We start from the raw sequence: 19299 nt of genomic DNA, 5'->3' as shown, positions 1-19299 counted from the left end.
TATCCATACGAAGTAATGTATAGAAGTTGTACATTATTTTTAATATAGAGATACCATTATTATTCAAATCGCTAAAAGGAGGAGATTATGACAAAGTGAAGAAGCAAGAGAAAAAAAGTAGTAGAGCAATGCCAGTACGGTTAAACATTTTATTCTTTTGTGTATTTTTATTATTTTCTGCCATGATAATAAAGTTAGGTAAAGTGCAAATTATCGATGGAGAGACGTATAAAAATGAAGTAGAGAAGAGAGAAAATGCAACCGTGAGTCTTTCTGTCCCGCGTGGGAAAATATTTGATCGAGAAGGGAATCCAGTTGTTGATAATAAATCTTTACGCACGATTACATATACAAAGATGAAAGGAGTAAAATCAGAAGAAATGCTAAAAACTGCAAGACAACTTGCAGAAATAATTGAAATGCCGCAAGAAGATATAAATAAGTTAACTGAGACAGATAAGAAAGATTTTTGGATGCAATTAAATCCAAAACTTGCTCAAAATCTAGTATCAAAAAAAGAAATAGATTCATTTAGGGAGAAAGATATTAGTGGAAAGAAGCTAGATAAAAAAATAGAAGAGTTAAAAAGAAAACGAGTTACAGATAAAAATCTTAAAGAATTAACAGATAAAGATATAAAAGTGTTAGCTATTAAAAGTAAAATGACTTCTGGTTATCAAATGGCACCTCAAATTATTAAAAAAGATGTTAGCGAAAAGGAATATACTGTAATTAGTGAGAATTTAGCGAATCTCCCAGGTGTAGACGCATCAGTTGATTGGGAGAGATTCTATGTAAATGATGGATTATTCCGATCCGTTCTTGGAAATGTTTCTAATGCCGATGAAGGATTACCAAGTGAACGATTAGACTATTATTTGGTGCGTGATTATAGCCGAAATGATAGAGTCGGCAAAAGTTATATCGAGCAGCAATACGAAGATGTACTTCACGGTACAAAAAAAGAAGTAAGAAGCATTGCCGATAAACAGGGTAATACGATAAGAACAGAAACGGTTTCGGAAGGGAAAAGCGGAAAGAATTTAACTTTAACGATAGATATGGAATTACAGAAAAAAGTTGAAGAGAGCATAGAGAAAATATTAAAGGCATATAAAGGTTCAGAATCGATGTTAGACCGTGCTTTCGTTGTAATGATGAATCCGAAAAACGGCCAAGTATTATCAATGGCTGGGAAAAAGCTTGTAGAAAAAGATGGGAAAACGGAAGTGGAAGATTATGCTTTAGGTACGATGACAAGTTCATATGAGCTTGGATCAACTGTTAAAGGTGCGACAGTGTTAACAGGGTTTGAAACAAATGCTATAACTCCAGGAACACATTTTTATGATGCACCTATGAAGTTTAAAGGTACTAAGGAGAAGAAGTCTTGGAAAGAGTTTGGAAATATAGACGATCAAAGAGCGTTACAAGTTTCTTCAAACGTTTATATGTTTAATATAGCATTAAAAATTGCCGGCGTGGATTATGTGAAAAATAGTTCACTAGATATTAAACAAGAATACTTTGATAAAATGAGGTATTATTTCAGGCAATTTGGACTAGGCGTACAAACTGGTATTGATTTACCGAATGAAACTGCGGGACAAATTGGAAGAAAAGATAATCAGCCTGGTTTCTTATTAGATTATTCGATTGGACAGTATGATACGTATACACCACTTCAGCTTGCACAATATATTTCAACTATCGCAAATGGCGGTTATCGAATGAAACCGCAAATTGTTCAAGAGATTAGAGAACAAACCGTTCAAAAAGATGAAGTTGGTAAAGTGATGCATTCAATAGAACCAGTCGTTTTAAATAAAGTAGATATGAAAGAGGAGTATATAAATCAAGTAAAAGAAGGATTTAGAAAGGTATTCCAAGAAGGGGATGGAACGGGAGTAAGAGCGTTCCAAAAAGCATCGTATAAACCAGCTGGTAAAACAGGGACCGCACAAACGGTATACGGTGGAGAAAGTGATATTGGGCGAAATGAGAAAGGCGATCGTAGAGAATGCTATAACTTAACATTAGCAGGATATGCGCCATATGATGATCCAGAAATAGCATTTTCTGTCGTTGTACCGTGGGTTATAAATGATAAATCTGGTATTAACTCTGATATTGGAAAAGAAGTTTTAGATGCTTATTTTGAATTGAAAAGTAAGCGGTTAACTGGGGAAGCGACAAAAGTAGAGAATTAAAAAGTACGAATCGTTTCTAGTATGTATATAAACTAGGGACGTTTTAATATAGAAATAGATTAGAAAAGAGGCATAAAATAATTCTATTAACTATTCACGTTTTATAAATTAAATCATATATTGATAGCATAGGACAAGCTGAAAAGCTTATCCTAACCTCACAGAACACTCCTTATCACGGTTAAGCATCTATTTTTGTAGATGCTTTTTTTGATGACTGACAATTATTTATCAACCTAATGTTCCATTTGTGATAATACCGTATGATAAAGAACAGCTTATTAGCACAAAGGCTGACAGAGCTTGAAGCAGCAAATAGGTTATCAAAAGAAGCAATTACAGTTATGGAATCTCTTTTAAATTAATAGATTGGACAATTAAAAACATAGAGGGCACACTTTTATGCTTTTATTTTATTATCCAGCAAACTGCACAGCAGTATTTGCATGTAAAAAAGCAGTATCAAATACAGGAACTGTTAGATCGTTCTGGGAAATGAGCAAAGGTATTTCAGTACAACCGAGTAGTATACCTTCCGCACCATTTTGAACTAATGAGTTTGTAATTTGTAATAGCTTTTCTTTTGATGTTTCTGAAATAATTCCTTTACTTAATTCATTTAAAATAACATGATGGATAAAAGTCCTTTCCTCGTCATTTGGAATGATTGTCTCAATATTATAATTTGCTAGTCGTGATTTATAGAAATCTTGTTCCATCGTTTGTTTCGTCCCTAAAAGTCCGATACGTTTTATATTGTGTTCTACCATTTTTTTAGCACTTACATCGCCAATGTGAAGAAGCGGGATGGATATTGCATTTTCTACTTCTTCAGCAAATAAATGCACCGTATTTGAGCACATTAATAAACAGTCAGCACCGGATTTTTCAACTTTTTTTGCAACTGTGACTAATTCATTTTTCACTTCTTCATATTGATGGTTTTGTAATAAAGTAGTTACTTCACCAAAGTCCATGCTGTATAAGACAAGTTTAGCATTTTGATCATATTGAGAGAGTGTAAGTGTATTAATATGTTTATAGTATAGTGATGTAGATTCCCAACTTAGTCCACCAATTAAACCAATTACTTTCATCATACATTCCTCCCGTAACAATTTTGAATTCATTATTTCATAATTCCGATAAGAATACAATGATTTAGGTGTATTATTTAACGAAAAATAAAAATAATTAGAAAAGTATTGAAAATCACTCTTATTGGTGCCATAATACGAATTACAAATTAATACTTATCCAGAGAGGTGGAGGGAACGGCCCTAAGAAACCTCAGCAACCCCTATGTAATTTCATAGGAAGGTGCTAATTCCGCAGAGGACACGATGTGTTTTTTGCAAGATAAGAGGATTCTTGAACGTGAAAGAAAATGACCTCTTATGTAAGAGGTCATTTTTTATTGTATAGAAAGGGAGTGTCGATGCATAATTCATTTTTTAAATAAATATAGAGTAATAAAAGTTTACTAATATGAGAGGAGAATTGAAATGAACAAATTATCAACAAAGTTAGTAGTAGCAATCGGAATCGGATCAGCCTTATACGGGATATTAGGACTTTGGGGATTTACTATTGCACCAAATACATTTATTAAACCTGGATTAGCTATATTAACCATTTTTGGTGCATTATTTGGTCCAGTGGCTGGACTGTTAATAGGACTTATCGGTCATACCGTAACAGATACGATCACTGGCGGGGGTATTTGGTGGGGCTGGGTAGTTAGCTCAGGAATTATTGGTTTTGCGATGGGTCTCATTCAAAAAAGAACTGGTTTTAGTGTGAAAAACGGGACGTATAGTAAGGGGGATATTTCTTATTTAGCAATTGCTGGGTTAGTTGGTATTGTCATTGCTATTATATTTGCTGGAGCATTCGATATTATTGTGATGGGAGAACCGTTTGACAAAATTGTTATACAAGTACTAGGAGCAACAATTTCGGATGTTATTGTATTTTTAGTTCTTGGATTACCGATTACAATTGGTCTGGCTAAATCAAATAAAAAACATACACATTTAAAAATTGAAAAGTAGGGATGTTAACATGCAACCAATTATTTCGTTTGAACACTTTACCTTTCAATACGGGCATGCTGCGCAGCCTACTTTAAAAGACATTACATTTCATATAAATTCTGGCGAAAAAGTACTAATTGCTGGACGAAGCGGTTCAGGGAAATCGACGTTAGCTCATTGTATCAATGGGCTAATCCCATTTTCATATGAAGGGATTAGTACGGGTAACATTTTAATTGCTGGTAAAGACCCGAGGGAAGGCAGTATTTTTGAACAGAGTAAATATGTAGGAACAATTTTGCAAGATCAAGATGCTCAATTTATTGGCCTTACAGTAGAAGAAGATGTAGCTTTTTATTTAGAGAATGAATGTGTAAATCAACATGATATGAAAAGGATTGTTGCAGACTCATTAACAAAGGTGAAGATGCATACTTTTCATAAACAAAGTCCACATGAATTATCAGGAGGCCAAAAGCAAACTGTTTCTCTAGCAGGTCTGTTAACAACAAATGCCGATATATTATTGTTCGATGAACCGTTAGCAAACTTAGATCCGCTAAGTAGCTTACATACAATCGAACTTATTAAAGATATACATAAACAATATAATAAAACAATTGTAATTATTGAACATCGAATAGAAGAAATTTTAAAACTGGATGTGGATAAAATTATTTTAATTGATGAAGGTGTAGTTGTTGCGATAGGGACACCAGAAGAGATTTTGGCATCAAATATATTACCTCGTATTGGCTTACGAGAGCCTATTTACATCGAAGCACTAAAGAGATTACATTTTGATAGTAATAATGACGTAATATATCCACTTGAAAATCTTCACAAGGAAAGAATCTATAGCGTTATAAAAGAGTGGATGAATAAGCAAATTGTATTAAAAAGTAATACTAAAAACAAGGAATTACTTAAAGTAGAGAATTTGTCATTTTCATATCCTAATAAACAAAAAGTATTAAAAAATGTAAGTCTATCAATATGCGAAGGAGAAATTGTAGCGCTGTTGGGACATAATGGAGCAGGGAAATCAACATTAGCTCATAGTCTGATTGGTATAAATAAAATAAAAGATGGAGAAATTTTGTTAGATGGAGTAACTATCAGTTCTTGGTCTATTCGTAAACGTGGGGAAATTATATCTTATGTGATGCAAAATCCAAATCATATGATTACACAACCTACTGTGTTAGAAGAAGTTTCATTTTCTTTGAAATTTAAAAAGTTTTCTAAGGAAGAAGTTAAATATAGAGCTGAAGAATCGTTAAAAATCTGTGGTTTATATCCATTTCGTAATTGGCCAATTCAGGCATTAAGCTACGGGCAAAAAAAGAGATTAACTATCGCATCTGTATTAATCACAAATCCCAAACTTATCATATTAGATGAACCGACAGCTGGACAAGATTACTATCATTATAAACAGTTTATGTCGTTTATTAAAAAACTGACTAAAAAGGGAATATCATTTATTTTTATCACACACGATATGAATCTAGCATTAGAATATGCAGATCGAGCGGTAGTTCTACATGAAGGGGGAATTATTGCGAATAATACGGTGTCTACTGTATTAGGGCATGAAGAAACGTTACAAAGAGCCAATCTAAGTGAGAGTTCTTTGTTCAAACTAATTAGATTTAGTGGAATTTCATATCCTGAAAAGTTTATAGAACTTTATTTCGATGTTAACAGGAGGGAGGAAGATGCATAATACATATTTTCATCGTATGGATGGAGCAGTGAAATTGCTTCTATTTATATTTTGTATGACGCTTACTTTTTTATTTTTTGATTTTCGTATATTGCTAATTTTATTTATGATTGGATGTATAGGTCTTTTAATTGCTAAAATTCCACCTCGTAAAATTATAATTATTTTTAGTGTTATATTTACATTTAGTTTATTAAACTCTGCCATGATTTTATTTATTACACCAGCCCATGGATCTGAACTAACCGGATCATATACTTCATTTTTACATATTGGTTATGCAACAATTACATATGAAACATTATTTTATGCAGCTACACTTTCTTTAAAATATTTTACGTTATTACCATTCACACTTCTTTTTATTTATACGACAAATCCAAGCGAATTTGTTAGCAGTTTAAGTAAACTGGGCATTCATTATAAAATTACATATGCAGTAAATATTGCATTACGTTATATACCCAATATTCAGTCTGAATATAAAGTTATTAAACATGCGCAAGAAGCGAGAGGAGTAGCTTTTGAAAAAGGAGAAGCAGGTGTATGGATTCGTGTGAAAAACCGTATCTTAATTTTCTGGCCTCTAATTATTCATTCTCTAGAAAGGATCGATACAGTTTCAAATGCAATGGATTTAAGAGGGTTTGGAAAGAAAGATAAACGTACATGGTTCTATACAAATAAAGCGAAAAATGGGGATTTTGCCGCTTTATTTGCAGGTGTTTTCATTTTAATTATTGCAGTATATTTAAAAATAAATGTATTTCAAAATTTTTGGTATCCATTTTAAAGCACTCCCAAGCGAGTGCTTTTACTTATTTTTCGGTAGACATGCTCAAAAAAGGGATATACACATAATGTATAATACGAACCGGTTAAAATGATTAATTACCTATTAGTTTTCAAACCAAAAGGAGGAGAAAATATGAGTCACGGTGGTTCTTGTGGTTTTGGTGGAGGTTTCGCTTTATTAGTTGTGTTATTTATTTTATTAATTATTGTAGGATGCAGCTGCTGGGGCGGGGGGTACTAATTATTAATTAGTCTCCACAAATGTAAATTTAAAAAACATAGTAGATACTCATGTATCGAAACAAATAAAAAAGGAGCTATTATGCTCCTTTTTTGTTTGTTTTAAGATGGATCCTCATTATTTTTTGGGAATGTAATCATCAAAGTTGTGCCTTTAGTAACAATACTTCGAATTTTTAAAGTGCCTTGCATCGTTTCGATGATCTTTACAGCGACCATTGTACCTAAACCAGTACCTTTCGTTTTTGTACTAAAATATGGTTCACCGAATCGATTTATTTGTTCTTGTGACATCCCAACTCCGCTATCCTCAATTCGTATTATAACTTTATTATTACTAATAGATGAAGAAATATTTAAGGTGCCACCATTAGGCATTGCTTCAATACCATTTTTTATTAAATTTAAAAAACATTGTTGAAAGTGTTGTTTATTACCAACAATTGTTGCCTTAGAGAAATCTTTTGTAATATGTATCGTATTCATATTACATAATGGCAAAATCATATTAATAACTCGATTTAATTCTTGTTCTACTGCAATATGATCTAGTTTTTCTGATGCAGGTTTGGCAAACGTTAAATAATCATCAATAATCTCCTGGGCACGATTTAATTCTTCAAGTATATGTTCAATATATTTGTCTCTTGATTCAGGAGTTAAATTTGGTGTTTTTAAAAGTTGTGTAAACCCTTTTACAACAGTTAAGGGATTCCTTACTTCGTGCGATATACTAGCAGCGAGTTGGCTAACAATCTCCATTTTTTCCATCTTAATCAACTTTGAACGCATAAATACTGCATCTTTTAGTACTTCATTAAAATAAACAATAAATAGCATCAAAGTAGTTGGTAATATTATAAAATAAATAATATACAAATTATTTACTTCAAAGTCTGATAAAGTTAATACAATCACAGTTGTAAATATCGCTAGGAAAAAAGTTAAAAACATAGCAAAAGCTACTTTAACTTTTCTATTATATGTATTAAATTTTGAAGATGCGAATGCTGTAATGATAAGCATAGTGCCGTAAACAATGACTGTTAACATGTTAAATCCATAAAATGCAAATCTTGTAATTAACAAAATAGTAAACAATATGATACCGACAGGGAATCCACCATAAAGTGTACCTATTAAAACAGGAATTTGCCTTAAATCATGAATACAATTTTCATCCATATAGATAGGATAACGCATACATAAAATGAGTGGGATACTCGTACAAACGGTAATAAGTACTGTTCTATATTTCTTTAAATAGCGCCCGCTATCACATATGAAATAAAAAACAAATATACTACTTAAAATGTATAGAAGATTATTTAATACGTTTTGATTAATATAAACAAAGTTCATGATATCTGCCTCGTTATTCTGAATTTCCATTCCATATGTATTATACATGATATAAGTATAAACTCTATAATTCTTTTAATAATATAGGGTTATTCCTCTACCACATTAGACACCTTTAACCAAGCTTCATAAAATTCTTTAACTGATGCATACCGTTCTGCACGGTTTTCATTTACAGCACGATATGCTATCTCATATAATTCTTTACTTGCTCCCCATTTTATAAAGGAACGATCTTTTTTACACCATACCGGAATCTTGCTGGTTAAAAACTGTAAATACGGTCCCTAATTTTATAAGCCAATCAAAATTATGATGTTCTTTTAATTGGAAACCTACATGATTGATCTGAATTTTAACTGGAATATCTTTCATATTTTACCTCGTATTTAATATAATTAAGTTGTATATTTCAGTATTCGACATATTTTGTGAAAATCCTATATCAATAACATGAAATTTTACAAATATAATGATAATTTTTTATAAAAAGGTGCAGAAAATGGATCAACAAATTGTTATTAAACCATATCAAAAAGAATGGCAGGAAGAATATTTAAAAGAAAAAGATAAATTTTGTTCTTTATTAGGAGAAGAAATGATTGCTATTGAACATATAGGGAGTACATCCATAGAAGGATTAGGAACGAAACCCCTTATCGATATGATGATTGGCGTAACGGATTTACAAATTACCGAAAAGTGGATTGAACCCCTTTCTAAAATTGGTTATGAGTATGTTCCAAAAGAAACATCTAATTGGCGTTTTTTTAGAAAGGGAGAATGGAGAGCCGGTACTCACCATTTACATGTTTATATTTATAATAGTGATGAATGGAGAAACAATTTATTATTTCGAGACTTTCTAAAAAAACATGAATGGGCACGTAAAGAATATGGAGAATTAAAAGAGATGCTGGCAACTACATATCCTTTTGATCGTGTATCCTATACAAATGCAAAGGCGCCGTTTATTCAAAAAATGATAATGTTAGCTAAAAAGAACAATCAATACAAAGTCTAAGTAGTTTGGAATTCTCATTTTATTTTAATCTTTTTCTCATGCTCTTTTCTTTTTTATTTGATACATTGCTTGTTACAGGATTTTTATAAGTAAGGGGATTAAATAAAATGGAGAAGATACTAAGAAATAAATATTTACATATGTATGTTAAAATTACAGGTATTACAATTATTATTTGCAGTGTGGAATTGCTATTTATTAATGTTACGTATGGGAACGTATTAAATGTAAAATGGCTAAATAAAAAAATAGGTTCTATTGGTGAATATGGAGCAATTATAGCTGCATTGTTATGGTTTTTACGGCATTTATGGTTATTTTTAAAAAAGAAAAATATACATGTATTTAAAAAGGTTAAAGAATTATATCTTTTCATTAAAAAATTTCACGTATTAATTGGATACGCTGTAATATCTGTTGCGACCACCCACGGTGTTTACTTTTTATTAAACGGGAGTCAGCATATTTTATTATTCTATAGCGGGATATTTTCTCTTTTAACCTTAATCGTACTAGGATGTGTCGGATTTTTTTTACACCAAACTAATAAGAAGACGAAATTGATAATGTATCGAAAATTACATCAAATCTTCGCAATTATATTTGGAATAGGATTACTCATTCATTTAACCATATAGGAGGAATTACCATTGCAACATATACTAATTATTGAGGATGAGGAAAGTTTATCGGATTTTTTAGAGTTAGAATTAAAATATGAAGGGTATAGAGTAGATATACAACCTGATGGAAGAAAGGGATTAGAAGTTGCGCTTGAAAAGAATTACGATCTCATATTACTCGATTTAATGCTTCCAGGATTAAATGGGCTTGAGGTATGTCGTCGATTAAGAGCAACTAAAAAGACACCTATTATTATGCTGACTGCTCGTGATAGTATTATGGACCGTGTGACAGGATTAGATAGTGGCGCTGATGATTATCTTCCAAAACCATTTGCGATTGAAGAATTGTTAGCGCGTATGAGAGTTATTTTTAGACGAGAAGAAAATACAGAAAATAAGCACGTCTCATTTCTTACGTTCAAAGATTTACAGCTCCAGATTGAATCTCGAACTATTACAAAAGGAAATGAAGAAATTGAACTTACAAATAAAGAATTTGAGCTATTACTTATGTTTATGAAAAATATTAATCGAGTACTTACCCGTGATGTTTTATTGGATCAAGTATGGGGATATGACGCAATCGTTGAGACGAATATCGTGGATGTATATGTTCGTTATTTACGAAATAAGTTACATAGTGTTGATAAGGAGGAATATATCCAAACCGTCCGAGGTGCAGGATATATAATGAAATGATAAAAAATATTATGTTTCGAATTCGAAATCTACCTATAATGTGGAAGTTAACAATTTGGTCAACTACATTAGTATTTATTTTATTCATGTTATATAGTACTTTGCAATTTATAGTAATTAATAAGTGGACTATAGATTATGAACAGAAACAGATAAATAGACAAGTGACAGAAATATCGGCATATTTCAAAGATAAAAATGATAGTCTCTCAAGTGAAACATTTGAAAACAGTAAAGATTTCCTAAATAATATGATTGATAAACATCAAATGATTCGTATTATCGACATTAACGGAAAACCGATTGTTTCTGTCTCACGAGATTTTAATGAAAATTGGATAAAACCGAAGTATGTTACAGAAGATGAATCTTTAATAACAAGACATCTAGAAGATCGAATATTAGCTGAACGTATACCAATTCAAACAAAAGGGTTTACTGGAACGATTGAACTTACGAAAAACTTAGAGACTTTTGATCACTTATTAAAAATCATCTTAGTTGTAATGGTTATTTCTGGGGTATTCGGATTGGTATTTAGTTTTTTAGGCGGGATACTTATATCGAAAAAACTATTATCAAGTGTTCAAAATATAACAGATACGATGAAGCGTATTAAGAAAAACGGACTAAATGAACGGGTTCCAGTACGAGAAAATAATGATGAACTTGCGAAATTATCATTTCTATTTAACGAAATGATGGATGAAGTAGAAACTTCTTTTACACAACAAAAACAATTTGTAGAAGACGCATCTCATGAGCTAAGAACACCATTAACAATTATTCAGGGACACTTATCGATGTTAAATCGTTGGGGGAAAAATGATCCAGCAGTATTAGATAAATCTCTTCAATCCAGTTTAAAAGAAGTAGAGCGTTTAAATAAATTAGTTTCAGAATTGCTAGAACTATCAAGAGCTGAATCTGAACAAATGCATCCAATAGCAGCTGAGCCAGTCCATGTAAATAGCGTGTTAAAACAAGTTACACAAAATTTTTCAATACTTCAAACTGATTTTCAATTTGACATGAAATTGGATGGAGATGCAGCATATGTGTCAATGCCATCATCGTACTTAGAACAAATTGTTATTATCATAATGGACAACGCAGTTAAATATGCAAAAGAATTTAATAAGTATATTTGTATTGAATCCACTGTACAATCGCAGAAAGTTAAAATTCGTATAATAGATCGTGGAGCAGGAATACCTGAAGTAGATTTACCTTTTGTTCTGAACCGTTTTTATCGAGTTGATAAAGCGAGAAGTAGAAAGCAAGGGGGAAATGGGCTTGGTTTGTCTATTGCAAAACGGCTTGTAGAGAAATATAACGGATCTATTCAAATAGAGAGTAAGGAAAACGAGGGAACAATCGTTACGATTACAATACCTTGTATAAAAAAATAAGTGATCAAAAGTATTGAAAAGAAGGTGTGTTTTATACATGCCTTCTTTTTTGTAATTAAATCATTTTGTTTATTACGAATATTATATTGTATTAGGATTATTAGGGTAGCATAAAAATGAAATTCAAAGGTTTTTAGGCTTTATACATAATTCTCCAATAAAATTATTTTCATCATTGTAAAATGAGAATTAGATGAGAAAAGCTTAAGCCCATTTTCATAATGATGTTGTATACTGTGTAAATCAAGAACACTTGTATGTAAGGAGAGAGTAATATGAATTACACAGTATTTCAATGGATTAATAACTTTGCTGGATCATCCAAGCTATTAGATACGCTAATGATCGCTATTACAAATAGTGTTCCATATGTAGCTATTCTATTCATGCTTATCCTATGGTTCAATAATGGAAAGAAAGAGAATGCAATTAGAAAACAATATACAGTGTTATATACGACACTTTCAGTTAGTATTGCATTATTAGTAAATGTTCTTATACATGCGGTATATTACCATCCGCGTCCTTTTATAACACATCATGTAAATCAATTAGTACCGCATGCAGCAGATTCATCATTTGTTAGTGATCATTCTGTGCTTGTATTTTCGATTGCTTTCGTATTTATTCTTAGAGGAGAAAAACTTAAATATATCGCGTTAATATGGGCAATATTAGTCGGTGTATCACGCATGTACGTAGGCGTTCATTATCCACTAGATATACTTGGTGCTGCTTTCTTAACATTTATTACGAGCGGCTTAGTAATGCAAAGTGCACGTATGTTTGAACCGATAGCGAAATTTGTTTTTAAAATGTATGGATTGGTAGCGAAACAAATTCCTTTTTTAGCGAAATATAACCATATAGCTTAAACTTAAGAACCTACAAAATAAGTAGGTTCTTTTTGTTCGAAGATTTTTAAATTTCACGCACCGTATTTTATTAAAAATTAAATAAAAAAACAAAAAATAAATATTTACACATCTAGCTTTTTACTAATATAAAGGGATTACCAAAAAAACTTCGAAAAATATAGTATTAAATAAAAACATACTTAGAAGCGCATTTTTTCATTAATCAAATGTAAAAGAAAGGAGAAAAGTATGCATAAACTTCAAACAAATAAAGGCGCAAGGTATATGATGATTGCTTTTATTATTTTGTTTCTTACTATGCTTTTACGTTTTTTTTACATTCAAGCAGTAGGGATCATACAAAGCGTTGATGTAAAGAATCTTGCGAATGAACAACATAATAAAAATGGTGTTTTAGAAGCGAATCGTGGCACAATTTATGATCAAACTGGAAAGGTGCTAGTCCAAGATTCCACAACGTATCGTGTTGTTGTGAATTTAAAAGGAAAAGAGGAAGTGAAAAATAAAGATGAAACTGCTCAACGATTAGCTGATGCGCTTGAAATTGATAAAGAAGAAGTAATAAAAAATTTTCATGAGGGACGTACGCAAGTTGAAATTGGAAAAATTGGCCGGAATTTATCGAGAGAAAGGAAGGATCAAATAGCAAAATTAAAAATACCAGGAGTGTCTTTTACGCCAGAGAAAGCAAGAGTATATCCAAATGAAGATTTTGCATCTTATATACTTGGATTTGCTAGGCCAGATGATAAGGGAAATACAGAAGGAAAGTTTGGACTTGAAAAAAGTTTGGATAAATATTTGCGCTCTACAAATGGGAATGTAGAATATGTAGGTTCACAAAAAGGTATTCCACTTACAAATGATATAGGAAAAGTAGAACCTGCAAAACATGGAAATAATGTATATCTTACACTTGATAAACAAATTAATAGTTTTTTAGAAGAAGCGATGAACAAAGCAGAGCAACACTATGACCCTTCTATGTTAATAGGAATCATTGCAGATCCCAAGACAGGTAAGGTTTTAGCAATGTCTAGTAAACCTAGTTATAATCCTAATAAAGGTGATATCGAATACTTTTTAAATGATCCAATAGCAAACGCATATGAACCAGGTTCAACAATGAAAGTGTTTACGTTAGCTGCTGCAATTAATGAAGGTGTATATAACGGGAAAGAATATTTTCAATCAGGAAAATATGCAGTTGGTTCAGCAGAAATAAAAGATCATAATGGCGGATTTGGATGGGGATCGATTACTTTTGATGAAGGGTTTGAGAGATCGTCGAATGTAGCTTTTTCTATTTTAGAAGATCAGCTACTGAAACCGAATAAATTTAAGCAATATATGAATAAATTTGGATTCAATCAAAAAACAGGAATAGATTTACCTGGCGAAAGTAAAAATACTTTATTGTTAAATACACAAATTCAACAAGTTACAACTTCTTTCGGTCAAGGTTCTACAGTAACACCTATTCAGTTAGTACAAGCAGCTACAGCTATAGCAAATGACGGGAAAATGATGCAACCTTATATCGTTGATAAAGTTGTAAATCCATCAAATAAACAAGTTATTATGGAAAATCAACCGAAAGAAATTGCAAATCCGATAAAAAAAGAAACGGCGGAGAAGGTAAGAAGCTTAATGGAGCGTGTTATTACGTCTTCAAAAGGAACTGGTACAATGTATAAAGTGGATGGTTATCCAATTGGAGGGAAGACAGGAACAGCGCAAATTCCAAATCCTGAAAATGGACGATATATGGAAGGAAAAGAAAATTATATTTTTTCATTTTTAGGGATGGCTCCGATTGATGACCCGGAGCTAATCGTATACTTAGCGATTAAACAACCGAAATTAAAGGGAGACGAGTATGGAGCACAGCCTCTTGCTGAAATATTTAAACCGGTTATGAAAAATAGTCTTGAATATTTAAAGATAAAACCATATACAGAAAAACAAATGGCAGATGCAACGAAGCGATCTCAATTAAAAGTACAAAATTTTGTTAGCCAATCGATGGATACAGTAGAGAATAGCGTAGAAAAAGAGAAACTTCAGCCAGTTATTTTAGGAGAAGGAAAGATAATGAAACAATATCCACAGTCTGGCGAAATAATGAGTGAAGGAGATCGTATATTTTTATTAGGGAATCACGCAAAAATGCCAAATGTAAAAGGATGGTCCATGCGTGATGTTATGTATTTCTCAAAGTTATTGAAATTAGATTTAAAAACTTCAGGTACGGGCTATGTAACGAGTCAAAGTATTGAAAAAGGACAAAATATACAAGAAGGGGATACATTAAAATTAGAATTAGAACCACCGTTACAACCGTTAGAAGAAGCAAATACAAATTAATTAGGATTTTGAAAGAGCTTATAGTATAATAGGCTCTTTTATTTGAGTTATAAGCAATTTCACGCACCGTACTTTTAGAAATAAAAAGAATATACGAATTCATAAGGGACATTCTTTCTATCGAAAACTGATTATTCCGTCTTATCGTTGACAATTTAATATCCCCTTGTTAATATGGATAAAATTACATGCAATGAAGAGAAGAGTAAATAAAATGAATTTTTCACAGAGAGCTCCATTTAGCTGAAAAGGAGTAAAAATTTTTTATTGAACCAAGCCTCTGAGCAGCACATCGGAACCTTTTATGAGGGGGTGGTGTGACGGGAGCTCCCGTTATAGAGCTAAGGTATAAGCATAAATACAATGCAGTACCTGATAAGGTTAATATGGCGACATATTAATAAACTAGGGTGGCATCGCGATAATAAATCTCGTCCCTAAGACAATAAGTCTTGGGGGTGAGATTTTTTTATTGATTTAAATCCATTTAGAAAGCGGGAGCCCACAGTGAAAAAATTACTTAAAGATTGGAAATATCCTTTATTACTATTGTCCGGTGTTGGTATTGCGAATTTAGGTGCATGGATTTACTTAATAGCACTAAATATACTTGTCTATAATATGGGAGGCTCAGCCCTAGCTGTTGCTACTTTATATGTAATTAAACCATTGGCTACTTTATTTACAAACGCTTGGTCAGGAAGTATGATTGACCGTTTAAACAAACGGAAGTTAATGGTTCATCTCGATATATATCGTGCAGTGTTGATCACTATTTTACCTTTGGTTCCATCTCTTTGGATTATCTATCTCTTAGTATTTTTTATAAGCATGGCCAGTGCGATTTATGAACCAACTGCTATGACGTATATGACGAAATTAATTCCATTCGAGCAAAGACAACGTTTCAACTCACTACGTAGTTTAATAGGATCTGGTGCATTCTTAATTGGTCCGGCAGTAGCGGGAGTATTATTAATAGCGAGTACACCAGAGTTTGCCATATATATGAATGCTATTGCATTTCTATTATCAGGGTTAATTACATTACTTTTACCTAATCTTGATAGAAAATACAATTCTAATACAACAAGTGATAAATTATCTCTTGCTGTATTAAAAAAAGATTGGAACATAGTTTTAAGTTTTAGTAAAAAATCTGTGTATATCGTATGTGTTTATTTCCTATTTCAAGGGATGATGGTATTAGCTACTTCTATTGATTCACTTGAACTATCATTTGCAAAAGAAGTTTTATTGTTATCAGATAGTGAATACGGTTTTCTAGTGAGTATAGCTGGTGCAGGCTTTATATTAGGTGCAATAACAAATACAATTTTGGCAAAAAAATTAGCACCTTCATTTCTAATGGGAATAGGATCATTATTCATCGCAATTGGTTATTTGATTTATGCTTTTTCAAATGAGTTTTTAATAGCTGCTATCGGATTCTTTATTTTATCTTTCTCTATGGCATACGCAAATACAGGATTTTATACCTTTTATCAAAATAACGTTCCTGTTCATATGATGGGACGAATCGGGAGTATATACGGACTCGTTGTTGCAGTGGTAACAATTTTTATTACAATACTGTCCGGTGTTGCAACTCAGTTCATTTCCATTCAGATTGTAGTCATTATAGGAGTAATTGTGATGCTGCTTTTTACTATCATATTGTGTGTGTTTACTTTATTGCCATCGCAGTCTAAGGTATATTCTGCTGAATCAATACATTTAAAATAATTTCCTTTGTTTTTACTTGTAATTTATGGTGTTGAATAGGAGGGTTCTTTCCCCTTTATATGGAAAAACATGAGGGGGAAAGAACAATACCAAAAGACAAGGGTGGTTGTCGTGATAAAAACAAAAGATGAAATAGACAAAATGGTAAAAGAAATACATAGGGAAATAGATTTCTCTGGAGTTGTTTTAGTAAAAAAAGAAAAAGACTTAGTATATGAAGAAGTGTTTGGTTACGCAAACCGAAGTGAATGTATAAACAATACACTACAAACCAAATTCGGAATTGCTTCAGGATGTAAAATTTTCACTGCAATTGGCATCTGTCAACTTGTTGAAAAAGGTGTTATTTCTTTTCATACAAAGTTAAAAGATTGTTTAGATATTAAATTTCCAAACTTCAATGAAGATATTACAATACATCAACTTTTAACGCATAGTTCGGGTATTCCAGATTATTTTGATGAAAGTATAATGGATAACTTTGAGGATCTTTGGAAACAAACACCCATGTATCTTTTAAAGAGTTTAAGAGACTTTTTACCATTATTTCAAAACGGTAATATGATGTTTGCTTCAGGAAGTAAGTTTCACTACAATAATGCAGGTTTTATCATACTTGGATTAATAATAGAAGAACAGACGGGACTTAAATTTACGGAGTATATAGAAAAAAACATTTTTAATCCGATTGGCATGAATGATTCTGGATATTTTGCTTTAGATAGATTACCAAGACATACAGCACTAGGATATATAAAGGACAAAACTAACCAAAATTGGAGAACAAACGCCTACTCTATACCAATAAAAGGAGGAGCTGATGGAGGGGCATATATTACTGCATCAGACATGTTGAAATTTTGGGCGGCACTATTTAATAATAAAATTTTAGGAAAAGAATATACAAAGTTACTCTTAACTCCTCACATTCAAGTAAATAATAAACAGTCTTACGGCTATGGAATATGGATTGAAACAAGACAAAACAATATTTTTAAATACCATGTTATGGGTTATGACCCGGGCGTGAGTTTTCGCTCAGCTGTATATCCAGACTTAGGAATTACATTGGTTATTGTTTCAAATAAAGGTTCAGGACCTGAAAAATTATTGGCAGAAATAGAAAGAGGTATTTAATTACATGGATATGAAAATTCGAGCATATTCTATGGGTTCATGGATGGTATGAGAAGAATGGTTTTGTAAACGTAGATTCATATTTACACGTATATTCGGATCATACAGACGAGATAAAAGGTGTAATGAAAAGTAATATAAATCAATTATATCCGGTTCAAACATTTGCTCATTATACAGGTGAAAATAAAGAAGAGATAAGAAAACAATTTAAACGGGTTCATGATTGTTTCTGTTTTGAAAAATATTTTAGCTAATAAGGAAACCTTTATTTACTAAATAAAAGTTTTTTCTAATTCTGTACAAGTACATATAATTATATGGATTTTAAAATTAAAAAACATTACTATATAGTTGTAAATTTAAATTATTAATTCATATGAAGGGAAGTGCTAGCAACTTGTATATGATCAATGGTAGTTTGTTTATTATTTTAGTGGTTATTTGTTATTTAATTGTACGTGGCATATTAATTGGGGTGAAAAATAAAAAACATGTGATTTGGTGGAAAGAAATAATAAGTTTTTTATTCATGGTCTACATTTGTATGGTTGTTGCAGTAACTTTATTCCCTTTACCAATCGGTTTTCCTTCTAATATTGAAAATCTGAATCGATCGGTCAATATAATACCATTTACATCAATTATTAAAGATATCAATCAAATTGGTAGTGCTTATGATGGAGATGTCCTATTTATGATCGGTCTAATCGTTAGAAACGTAGGCGGGAATATTTTATTATTAATGCCTTTAGGATTTTTAGCACCAATTTTATGGGATAAATATAAAAAGGTCAAAAATACTATTTTATTAGGATTTGCTATATCAGTTAGTATTGAATTGCTACAATTAACTGAGTCTTTATTTAGTGGAGTGGGACGTATTACTGATATTGATGATGTAATCTGTAACGTTCAAGGTTCTATTTTTGGATATTGTATTTATAAAATCTTTTTAAAACTAGCTACTAAATTCAACATTCGGGAGTCAGAAAAAACAGTTGCTAATACTGTGAAATTTATTGATAAATGAAATTG

The 19299-nt window shown here is 31.6% G+C and carries 16 protein-coding genes, 3 pseudogenes, 1 riboswitch and 1 other annotated feature; of the genes and pseudogenes, 15 read left to right on the top strand and 4 right to left on the bottom strand.

Annotation, left to right across the window (positions count from 1 at the left end):
* The first annotated feature begins 95 nt into the window (after nt 1-95).
* A complete protein-coding gene (locus MR065_RS09115) occupies nt 96-2210 on the top strand; it encodes a peptidoglycan D,D-transpeptidase FtsI family protein (RefSeq protein WP_242213399.1) in 2115 nt (704 codons plus the stop codon).
* Between the two features lie 416 nt (nt 2211-2626).
* Here the strand turns inward: MR065_RS09115 and MR065_RS09110 are convergent, their stop codons facing one another.
* Complete coding sequence (locus tag MR065_RS09110) at nt 2627-3310, bottom strand: aspartate/glutamate racemase family protein (RefSeq protein WP_242213398.1); 684 nt, start codon at nt 3308-3310, stop codon at nt 2627-2629.
* Between the two features lie 150 nt (nt 3311-3460).
* Nucleotides 3461-3576, top strand: a riboswitch (SAM riboswitch).
* A gap of 139 nt (nt 3577-3715) precedes the next feature.
* On the opposite strand from MR065_RS09110, the gene MR065_RS09105 reads away from it, so the two are divergent.
* The 4 genes from MR065_RS09105 to MR065_RS09090 all read left to right on the top strand — a co-directional run bounded on the left by MR065_RS09105 (nt 3716) and on the right by MR065_RS09090 (nt 7011).
* A complete protein-coding gene (locus MR065_RS09105) occupies nt 3716-4264 on the top strand; it encodes an ECF-type riboflavin transporter substrate-binding protein (RefSeq protein ID WP_242213397.1) in 549 nt (182 codons plus the stop codon).
* Between the two features lie 10 nt (nt 4265-4274).
* Complete coding sequence (locus MR065_RS09100; RefSeq protein ID WP_242213396.1) at nt 4275-5975, top strand: ABC transporter ATP-binding protein; 1701 nt, start codon at nt 4275-4277, stop codon at nt 5973-5975.
* Nucleotides 5968-6768, top strand: a complete 801-nt coding sequence (locus MR065_RS09095) for an energy-coupling factor transporter transmembrane component T family protein (protein ID WP_242213395.1) — start codon at nt 5968-5970, stop codon at nt 6766-6768. The genes MR065_RS09100 and MR065_RS09095 overlap by 8 nt, the downstream gene beginning before the upstream one ends.
* Nucleotides 6769-6903: 135 nt before the next feature.
* Complete coding sequence (locus MR065_RS09090; RefSeq protein WP_088229366.1) at nt 6904-7011, top strand: YjcZ family sporulation protein; 108 nt, start codon at nt 6904-6906, stop codon at nt 7009-7011.
* 101 nt (nt 7012-7112) lie between these two features.
* Here MR065_RS09090 and MR065_RS09085 read toward each other — a convergent pair whose 3' ends face one another.
* The 3 genes and pseudogenes from MR065_RS09085 to MR065_RS27430 all read right to left on the bottom strand — a co-directional run.
* The gene (locus MR065_RS09085) at nt 7113-8420 is read right to left on the bottom strand and encodes a sensor histidine kinase (RefSeq protein ID WP_242213394.1); all 1308 of its coding nucleotides are present in this window, start codon (nt 8418-8420) and stop codon (nt 7113-7115) included.
* Nucleotides 8421-8461: 41 nt separating this feature from the next.
* Nucleotides 8462-8614: pseudogene (locus MR065_RS27720) on the bottom strand (serine/threonine protein kinase); the annotation flags it as partial.
* A gap of 7 nt (nt 8615-8621) precedes the next feature.
* Nucleotides 8622-8747: pseudogene (locus MR065_RS27430) on the bottom strand (serine/threonine protein kinase); the annotation flags it as partial.
* A gap of 127 nt (nt 8748-8874) precedes the next feature.
* Between MR065_RS27430 and MR065_RS09075 the strand changes: the two are divergent.
* The 10 genes and pseudogenes from MR065_RS09075 (at nt 8875) to MR065_RS09030 (ending at nt 19294) form a co-directional block, all read left to right on the top strand.
* A complete protein-coding gene (locus MR065_RS09075; RefSeq protein ID WP_242213393.1) occupies nt 8875-9396 on the top strand; it encodes a GrpB family protein in 522 nt (173 codons plus the stop codon).
* 107 nt (nt 9397-9503) lie between these two features.
* Nucleotides 9504-10034 (top strand): hypothetical protein, encoded by a 531-nt coding sequence (locus MR065_RS09070; protein WP_242213392.1) that lies wholly within the window; start codon nt 9504-9506, stop codon nt 10032-10034.
* Nucleotides 10035-10046: 12 nt separating this feature from the next.
* Entirely contained in the window at nt 10047-10721 is a 675-nt protein-coding gene (locus tag MR065_RS09065) for a response regulator transcription factor (RefSeq protein ID WP_242213391.1), read from the top strand.
* Nucleotides 10718-12133: a HAMP domain-containing sensor histidine kinase gene (locus MR065_RS09060; RefSeq protein ID WP_242213390.1), complete on the top strand. Its 1416-nt coding sequence runs from the start codon at nt 10718-10720 to the stop codon at nt 12131-12133. Before MR065_RS09065 ends, MR065_RS09060 begins: the two co-directional genes overlap by 4 nt.
* 275 nt (nt 12134-12408) lie before the next feature.
* On the top strand, nt 12409-13008 hold the full coding sequence (locus tag MR065_RS09055) for an undecaprenyl-diphosphatase (RefSeq protein WP_242213389.1): 600 nt from the start codon (nt 12409-12411) through the stop codon (nt 13006-13008).
* 231 nt (nt 13009-13239) lie between these two features.
* Nucleotides 13240-15378: a penicillin-binding protein gene (locus MR065_RS09050; protein WP_242213388.1), complete on the top strand. Its 2139-nt coding sequence runs from the start codon at nt 13240-13242 to the stop codon at nt 15376-15378.
* Between the two features lie 184 nt (nt 15379-15562).
* Nucleotides 15563-15820, top strand: a binding site (T-box leader).
* Between the two features lie 65 nt (nt 15821-15885).
* The gene (locus MR065_RS09045; protein ID WP_242213387.1) at nt 15886-17124 is read left to right on the top strand and encodes an MFS transporter; all 1239 of its coding nucleotides are present in this window, start codon (nt 15886-15888) and stop codon (nt 17122-17124) included.
* 111 nt (nt 17125-17235) lie between these two features.
* Nucleotides 17236-18261: a serine hydrolase domain-containing protein gene (locus MR065_RS09040; protein ID WP_242213386.1), complete on the top strand. Its 1026-nt coding sequence runs from the start codon at nt 17236-17238 to the stop codon at nt 18259-18261.
* A gap of 29 nt (nt 18262-18290) precedes the next feature.
* Nucleotides 18291-18518: pseudogene (locus MR065_RS09035) on the top strand (GNAT family N-acetyltransferase); the annotation flags it as partial.
* Between the two features lie 143 nt (nt 18519-18661).
* The gene (locus MR065_RS09030) at nt 18662-19294 is read left to right on the top strand and encodes a VanZ family protein (protein ID WP_242213385.1); all 633 of its coding nucleotides are present in this window, start codon (nt 18662-18664) and stop codon (nt 19292-19294) included.
* The last annotated feature ends 5 nt before the right edge of the window (nt 19295-19299 follow it).

This window comes from Bacillus cereus group sp. BfR-BA-01383 (assembly GCF_022663495.1).
Taxonomy (GTDB): Bacteria; Bacillota; Bacilli; order Bacillales; family Bacillaceae_G; genus Bacillus_A; species Bacillus_A cereus_AU.
The sequence above is the reverse complement of the archived record's forward strand: the minus strand, read 5'-3'. Positions and strand labels throughout refer to the sequence as shown.

Bases quoted from the DNA above. Each gene is read 5' to 3' on its own strand.
- MR065_RS09060 (WP_242213390.1), top strand. From the start codon at position 10,718: ATGATAAAAAATATTATGTTTCGAATTCGAAATCTACCTATAATGTGG.
- MR065_RS09100 (WP_242213396.1), top strand. From the start codon at position 4,275: ATGCAACCAATTATTTCGTTTGAACACTTTACCTTTCAATACGGGCAT.
- MR065_RS09075 (WP_242213393.1), top strand. From the start codon at position 8,875: ATGGATCAACAAATTGTTATTAAACCATATCAAAAAGAATGGCAGGAA.
- MR065_RS09110 (WP_242213398.1), bottom strand. From the start codon at position 3,310: ATGATGAAAGTAATTGGTTTAATTGGTGGACTAAGTTGGGAATCTACA.
- MR065_RS09070 (WP_242213392.1), top strand. From the start codon at position 9,504: ATGGAGAAGATACTAAGAAATAAATATTTACATATGTATGTTAAAATT.
- MR065_RS09105 (WP_242213397.1), top strand. From the start codon at position 3,716: ATGAACAAATTATCAACAAAGTTAGTAGTAGCAATCGGAATCGGATCA.
- MR065_RS09085 (WP_242213394.1), bottom strand. From the start codon at position 8,420: ATGTATAATACATATGGAATGGAAATTCAGAATAACGAGGCAGATATC.
- MR065_RS09090 (WP_088229366.1), top strand. From the start codon at position 6,904: ATGAGTCACGGTGGTTCTTGTGGTTTTGGTGGAGGTTTCGCTTTATTA.
- MR065_RS09050 (WP_242213388.1), top strand. From the start codon at position 13,240: ATGCATAAACTTCAAACAAATAAAGGCGCAAGGTATATGATGATTGCT.
- MR065_RS09055 (WP_242213389.1), top strand. From the start codon at position 12,409: ATGAATTACACAGTATTTCAATGGATTAATAACTTTGCTGGATCATCC.
- MR065_RS09095 (WP_242213395.1), top strand. From the start codon at position 5,968: ATGCATAATACATATTTTCATCGTATGGATGGAGCAGTGAAATTGCTT.